Raw genomic sequence first — 7,397 nt, 5'->3', positions numbered from 1 at the left:
ACCAACGAAACCATGACTACCGAAGTGGGTCGTTTGGATGCCGCCAATCAAGCACAAGATGCTGCAGTTGCTACTGACCAGGCTCGTCAAGATACGGTTATTGCTGCAAACAACCAGTCTTCAATTGAGCGTGATACTGCGCTAAGTAATACGGTTGCTGCCAACGACAAAGCGGTTAATGCTCGTGTCGATAGCACCAACGAAACCATGACTACAGAAGTGGGTCGTTTAGATGCTACCAACCAAGCGCAAGATGCTGCAATGGCTACTGATCAAGCTCGTCAAGATACGGTTATTGCTCAAAACAAAGCCGATGCTGACGCTAAGAATGTGGCGACTAATGAGCGTATTACGACTGAAACTGGCCGTTTAGACGCTGCTATCACCGTCAATAACGACACTATTAACAGCCGTATTGATAGCACCAACGAAACCATGACTACAGAAGTCAGTCGTTTGGATGGTGTTAATACCGCTCAGGATGCCGCTATTAAGGCGAAAGCCGACGCCAGCTATGTTGATACCATGCATGCTCAACAAGAGCAGCAAATCACCGCTCAGACGATTCGTAATGATAACTTTGCAGCGGCGACGGCAGAAATGCTTGGCGCAGGTGCTTCGTATGACTCTGAGGCCGGTACTATGCTTGCCCCTAGTTACAGTATCGGTGGCAATGTTTATAGCAATGTCGGTGATGCATTTAGCGCCACTGATGCGCGCATTGATTCGCTCGAAGGTGATTACAGAGAGTTACGCGGTGACATGAAGGAGCTTGGCTACAAACTGTCTGCAGGCATCGCATCAAACGCTGCAATGGAAGTAGCGCCTTTTGTGCCTGGTAAAGTAAGTTATGCCATGGGTATGAGCCACTTCAATGGTGAAGCAGCAATTGGCGGTACATTACGCCACACCTCTGTTGATGGAAAAGTATCAATGATTGGTGGTTTCTCTACCAACACCCAAAGCGAGAACCTATTCAAAATCGGTATCTCAGGTGTGATTGATTAATATTAGTCATTTTGTATAAGTAAAAGCCGTGATCATCTACTGATTGCGGCTTTTTTACTGCTTGTTTGTCTGGGATACGCCCTCTAAACAAGCAGGCTTGTATTTGCATTAGGCTTATCAATATTCCTGGCACCGCTGTTATGACAGATTACCAGTCTTCCCTGCTCGCACCCTACTCGTCAAACCCTACTTACTTCATGCTAAAACAAATTATTTTTTATATATAACCAAAGACACAATTTCGTATATTGCTATAAAAAATAAGAACATATAACATGAATTGTTATTCAAGGAATATGACGAGATATATCTATGCAGGTGGTGCGCCGGGTAATTGCTAACCTATTCATAGCCAGCCAGCTAACATCAATCAATCAAAAGAAATCATCTCATGCCAAAAAAAGTTCTTATTATCTGTTTGGCTATAGCACTGCTAGAAGGATTTGCAGGCTTAGGTATTGAAATTTACGCAATCAGGATATCCGCCACTTACATTGGATCGTCTATCGCTATTACTGGTGTGATTTTAGCTATGGTGTTAATTGCTATTGCGACAGGTTACTGGTACGGCGGCAAGCTCTCTGCAGGTGTTACTACGCCAAGACATGCACTGATAACAGCTGGCCGCGTTTTGTCACTCTCCGCTTTTTGTCATGCCATTGCCTGTATTCTACAAATACCGTTACTGGCGGCGCTCACAGTATTCGTAGATAACGCTATCGTTGCAGCAATATGTGTGGGTTTGTTATACGGAGTAGGACTTACGCTAGGCTCTACGTGTATACCACTCATCACACAGTTTTTAACTTTACAATATGAAGCTCATGGCAAAGTGGATGCTGGGAAAAATGCAGGTACTATGGTTGCCATAACCACCATAGGTAGCGTACTAGGCTCAACCGTCACCCCGATCTTATTGCTGCCCTACATAGGGCTGATGTATAGTTTCGCGTTATTCATCATCTGTTTATCGGTTAGTGCGTATCTGTGTACTACTCTAGCCGCCCAGGCGACAGGATCTGCTGCGCTCAAGCTAGACGATAACAAGCCATCTACTGTAATTAATTACATGGTGACAACCACTGCGGTTATCATCACATCCTTGTTTGTTGTTCTAAATACCTTAAATACCGGTATCCAGACACCTGCAGGAACTTGGTTTATTCAAGATTCTGAATGGGAAGGCCACCCAAGTACTACTATCTCTGATACACCAAGACACTTGAGCAGCTGCTGGGACCATGTAGCTAAGAAGAGTTGTTTTTGGTATGGAGATAGAGCGATAGAGTCTGCCACTAGCGTATCAGCCAACACGCTTGTTTTTCTAGGCGGTGCAGGTATGGCCATTCCTGCCGAGTACGCAACTAAGAACCCCTCTGCTAAGCTGGTGGTCGTTGATATTGACACTGCATTAAAAGAGATCTCAGAAGAGAGGTTCTTAAAGATGCCACTACCTAGTAATATTGCCTTTGTTGGGGATGATGGTAGAGGTTACTTAGCTCGATATAAAGGTGATAAGTTTGATTTTATGCTCGTTGATGCGTTTAGAGGTCCGTATGTTGTTGGCCACTTATATACCACAGAGGCCTTGGCGCTTATGGCTTCAAAGTCCCGCTACCTAATGGCTAATATCATCGCTACACCCGATTTCAATCATAAATACACACAAACTTTACTCAATAACTGGCTTAGTGTCTTTGGAGATAGCGCTTATATTGTAAGAAACCACGAAGAGCACACCCGCCAAAACCTAATACTATGCAATTTTGCGTGTGTGGGTAGCGTTAGGTTGTCTGATGTTGATTATTTGGATCAAAACTCCGAACTCCATACCGATAATCTGCCAACCCTTGATAAGTACCAGTACCGTTCTATTCTTTGAGTACTACCAACAAAAAAAGGACAGCCTCTATAATGTCTAGAAGCTGTCCTTTTTTGTGTCGCTCTCGCTAATAAACCCAAGCTAAGCCGTTAGTCTCAAACTTGAAGTTGGCGTTGCCGTATCCCACAAGCTCAGTTGTCACCTCAACACTAGATGATTTCTTAATCTCATTGATAAAGTATTCTCTAGGGAGTGATAAGAATTTGATGCTTTCATCACCAGAGTTAGCACCTAACAGTCGATACTTAGTAGGTGTCTGCCCATCAAAGCCAAATGACATAAAACACTCTGTTAATGGACAATTAAACTCACCTGAACTGAGTTCGATCGCAACACCGCTGCCACGGCCTTCGTAACCGCTCAGGATGATAGATAAGTATGTTTCGCTATCATAGGGCCAACCCTGCCTAATCTTAGTCACAGAGTCCGTTCTAGCGATGAATACCTTGCCCTCGCCTTTCCTCTCTAGTTTTTCCTCGTAGGTCCAACCAGGGACGCTTAGTCGTCGTTCTTTGTCTGGCTTAAATCCTACTTCGTTCTCCGATGTATCTACGGTATTCCCAACAACCTCTTTGTTATGAGTAATGCCCCACGTTAGTAATGAAGCGGCAGAGACTACGCCAACAACAATAGCGCCTTTCTTTAACGGAGAGATCTTCGCTATAAATCCGTTATTATCTTTATCTAATTGCATAGCTCTTACCTAAGTAGAGTTGATCTTGAGCCGGTAGCGCACTTATGGCTAGTCGTTTATCTGATTTTACCACTTTCCCATGCGACACCGCTCGATGTTGTAAGCCACTGCCCATCAGTCACGTATCTATCCATATCGGACCGCCCTGTCATGATGTCATTTTCAAGCTTTCTTACGGTTTCCCGCCATTGACTGCCTTCTTTTAAGCCTATCTCGTAGTAATGAGGTTGTATGCTAGCCTCAAAGGTTTTACGGCTCTTAACATGCTTGTATCTGGGTTTGAATAGTTGCTGGCGTGTTAGGCTCAACCCTATCACGTCAGTAACATCTGGATCTTCAATACATAGGCATAACAGCAACGATAACATCGTGTCCAACGCTTCGATATTTTTTGTGATGGTTTTGGTTAATGTGCAATCTGAATCTGTTTGTGCGAGTGACGTGCAGTTATTAATAGTTAGCCCTGTGGTTATTGGAATATTGATCGGCTTAAGTGCAATTAAGTCTCCATCAGCACTGCCCTTATCATCAACATGAAGGTAAATTCTAAGTACCCATTCCTCGCCGCTAGTGGCTGGCTTGTCGTATATCGCCCAAAAGCCTAGTATTTGAAGGCTTGAGCAACCTGGCATACCATTCATGAATGCGCGCTTAGCTGCTCTTGGTAGCTCCATATACACACCCCAATGAGGTATCCCTTGTAAGACTTTAGCATCAGCATCGGGCGGTACTCTAGCGCTCACAACATGCTTTGCCAAATCCTCATCAAACCTAAAAATGCTTTTATTGTTGCGCCATACGCCGAACAAATATAGGCCGCTTATTGCAAGCGATCGATCTGCTGATTGTCTATCATTCATAACATCAATAAGTTTGTACTCACGCTCTAAAAGCGCTTTGCTTGTGAATAATCCATCTTTAATCAAACCACTCGTATAAATATCTTGTAGACGCTCGTATAGCTTCGTAGATAAAGAGTGTTTTCTTTCGAATTTCATCATTGTCTGAGTTGGTGTCATATCAATACTTTTCCATTAAATTATATAATTAATAGTAACACAAGATTGTTGAATCTTAGAGCTATGTACGTCTTAATTTTCAGAAGATGGAAAAGTGATATGTTTTGCTTATTTAGTAGTAGCTTTATAAATTTGCCAAATAAATGTATTACAAAATTAAAGCTTTTTAAAGGTTGTTAACGAATATTAAAGATTTTTAAAGTATCTATATTTTTTATTAAAGCAAATTAAATCTAATTAAAGCAAATTAAAATATATATGGTGTAGAAAAGCCGTCTTATAGACGGCTGGTAAAGGGTTATAAAGGCTATAGGGCACATGTTACACCAATAGGTGTTGAACTTACCTCTGATGCAAACTGAGGCTTTCCGTGAATCCATGCGTCGATCATATAGTCCGTCGCTTTTTGAGCGTCTGAGCACGCTTTGATGAATAACTTGGGGTTATTGGTCAAAATATCTTCCCAACAATTCTTGTAGATATTACCCTTAACATCATTCGGCATTTCGCAGCCAACAGCATCACAAAAGAATCTAAACCCGATAAAAACAACCAGTTCTTCACATGCAACTGCTTCTTGCAGGGACTTAGTATATTTGACATAGTTTCTGTTTAATCTTTTCGAGTGCTTAGTGCTGTGAATGAGCTGCTTAACCCAGTCAGCATGATAATCGTCTGTGCAGTCGAACTGACTATTATTTGCAATAAAAACTGTATCGGTTTTACGTTGATAGCATGAGCCTAAATTTGTGTGATTGATGGTAACGTCAGCTCTGCCAATTAGCTTCAAAGCATCGCTACATTCAGATATTCTTTCAAGCTTAGTGATATCGTCGTGATGACCTGAACTAACATCCATTTGCTCTATATTGTATAAACTTGCATATTCAGCCTTCGACTCGCCATTATCATCTTCTTTCCAATAGATGATCTTAACTGGTTTTTGCCCCTTGCTGACATTTAAGCCGATTTCTTGAGCTTGACAGTATGTCGCCCACATATTATTTCTATATCCAGCGCTAACAAATGCATCAGCTAGTATAAGTCTATTTACGCCACTATACGTTTTGCCAGTCATAGCATTTACTGGTGAATATGTAGCTTTTACTTTGGAACCGATAGTAATTGCGTTTAAGTTTTTCAAGCTGATGTCGGGTAACTTGTGATTCAATTGAGATGTAGCTAGCATGTGATCACCTGCCTTATTTTATTTTGACTGGCCTGCTGCCTAGTCGTATTAATATTTAGGTTAGTTCTTTACGCTGCAACTTTATGAGTTTCCTGCTTTAGAATCATCACAGAGAAATCTCTGATATCAAGATGATACTTCACAATATTGTTTCCTGATGAAGCAACAATTAACCATGTCTTTGCTCTTGGATCAATAGATGCATCTAGTAGTCGCTGAGCTAACCAAGAAGCTCGCTCTGAGAAAGAGAAAAAACCATATTCGTCTTTAATAACAGTGCCTGGAAAGCTATCGTCATAGAACTTAACACTATCCATGTTAATTAGCTCGTCACACATATCTGCAATTTTATCTGTATTACTTAACATTTTATTTACCTAATATTTTGATGATTGGCTCATTGCCTAATCGATAACTCATTATACCCAATAAGTCGTACTATAGCAATAACTAATTGCTATTTATTTTAAAAATAACTGACAATAAAATATCAATATAAAATAACCCCATTCATCCAATGTCTATCAAAACCCTTTAATCACCCGTTAACTTATTTATATATAATTTGTAATATATTCCCGTTTTTATTCCTAATACTCTTAAGTTGATACGATAAAATATGTATAGCCAAAATATCCATAGTGATATAAAGGTTAAGCCTTGTTTTATCCTTATCGATTTTTATAAATATGAAACTTCTAAGCCATAAACAATATACTAATCCTAACTATAAAATCCCTATAAAAAATATTCAGTGGTGAGTTGATATTATCTGGATAATAAATACTATTTAATAGTAACGCACATAGATAATTAATTTTGAGATGATCCTATGATAACAAAACAAGATTACAATAATCTTCAATGCAAAATCTTTATAGTAGCTTACAGCTAAAGCTGTTTATTGGTATCGTATCTTGATGAACCCAAGCTACACTGCCATTCAATCAAATTAAAGTATATTAAACCATATTAAAGAAAACAAAGAGTATTCTTACTATTTTTAAAGTATATTAAAGTATATTAAAGTATAAATACTATCTATTTAAAGCATGTTAAAGCTTCTTTGATGCGGTTCTCTTATGAGATTATGCAGGTGTTAAATTAAATTTGATTACAGGGCAGGGCGGTAGTGTTCGTTAATAGCTTAAGTGTTAGCAGTAGGAATGTAATATTTGGATCATTTGCATGCTGAAACGAAGCAATGATAAGCCAAGCTATAGAATAACTTTACTTAGAATGGTTAGATATAATAAGTATATACTTCGAAAATTATAAAATATTATTATTGGGTAATTGGAATTTAGATCAAAAGAACCATCCGATATTTAAATGAGCTACTTACAGAGAGGTATATCAATAGAAGACAATTAATATGCTTATGAAACAAATAAAACATCTACAGAGAGATATATCAGCAGAAGATAATTAATACACTTACGAAATAAATAAACTATCTACAGATAGATATATCAGCAGAAGACAATCGAATGAGCCAACAATCAAATAAACCATCTACAGAGAGACATATCAGCAGAAGATAATTAATACACTTACGAAATAAATAAACTATCTACAGGGAGATATATCAGCAGAAGACAATCG

Annotated in this window: 6 protein-coding genes; 2 read left to right on the top strand and 4 right to left on the bottom strand. The window is 39.4% G+C overall.

The annotated features are described in order from the left end of the window. Both B2863_RS11510 and B2863_RS11505 read left to right on the top strand, forming a co-directional pair. Nucleotides 1-1,008, top strand: a 1,008-nt coding sequence (locus B2863_RS11510) for a YadA-like family protein (RefSeq protein ID WP_296210701.1), incomplete at its 5' end; no start/stop codon positions are given. Between the two features lie 391 nt (nt 1,009-1,399). Further along, nucleotides 1,400-2,890, top strand: coding sequence for a fused MFS/spermidine synthase (locus tag B2863_RS11505; RefSeq protein WP_296210698.1), 1,491 nt, complete (start codon nt 1,400-1,402; stop codon nt 2,888-2,890). A gap of 67 nt (nt 2,891-2,957) precedes the next feature. Here B2863_RS11505 and B2863_RS11500 read toward each other — a convergent pair whose 3' ends face one another. From B2863_RS11500 to B2863_RS11485, 4 genes are all read right to left on the bottom strand, one after another. Further along, nucleotides 2,958-3,584 carry a hypothetical protein gene (locus tag B2863_RS11500; protein WP_296210697.1) on the bottom strand — a complete coding sequence of 209 codons (627 nt, stop codon included), beginning with the start codon at nt 3,582-3,584 and terminating at the stop codon, nt 2,958-2,960. Between the two features lie 56 nt (nt 3,585-3,640). Next, nucleotides 3,641-4,603: a hypothetical protein gene (locus tag B2863_RS11495; RefSeq protein ID WP_296210694.1), complete on the bottom strand. Its 963-nt coding sequence runs from the start codon at nt 4,601-4,603 to the stop codon at nt 3,641-3,643. Nucleotides 4,604-4,910: 307 nt separating this feature from the next. After that, nucleotides 4,911-5,792, bottom strand: coding sequence for an ArdC-like ssDNA-binding domain-containing protein (locus tag B2863_RS11490; protein WP_296210691.1), 882 nt, complete (start codon nt 5,790-5,792; stop codon nt 4,911-4,913). A gap of 68 nt (nt 5,793-5,860) precedes the next feature. Then, nucleotides 5,861-6,160, bottom strand: a complete 300-nt coding sequence (locus B2863_RS11485; RefSeq protein ID WP_296210688.1) for a hypothetical protein — start codon at nt 6,158-6,160, stop codon at nt 5,861-5,863. Nucleotides 6,161-7,397: the final 1,237 nt, after the last annotated feature.

The sequence above is a fragment of the Psychrobacter sp. UBA3480 genome (assembly GCF_002377945.1).
Taxonomy (GTDB): domain Bacteria; phylum Pseudomonadota; class Gammaproteobacteria; order Pseudomonadales; family Moraxellaceae; genus Psychrobacter.
Note: the sequence above shows the minus strand (reverse complement) of the source record. Positions and strands in the feature narration are given on the sequence as shown.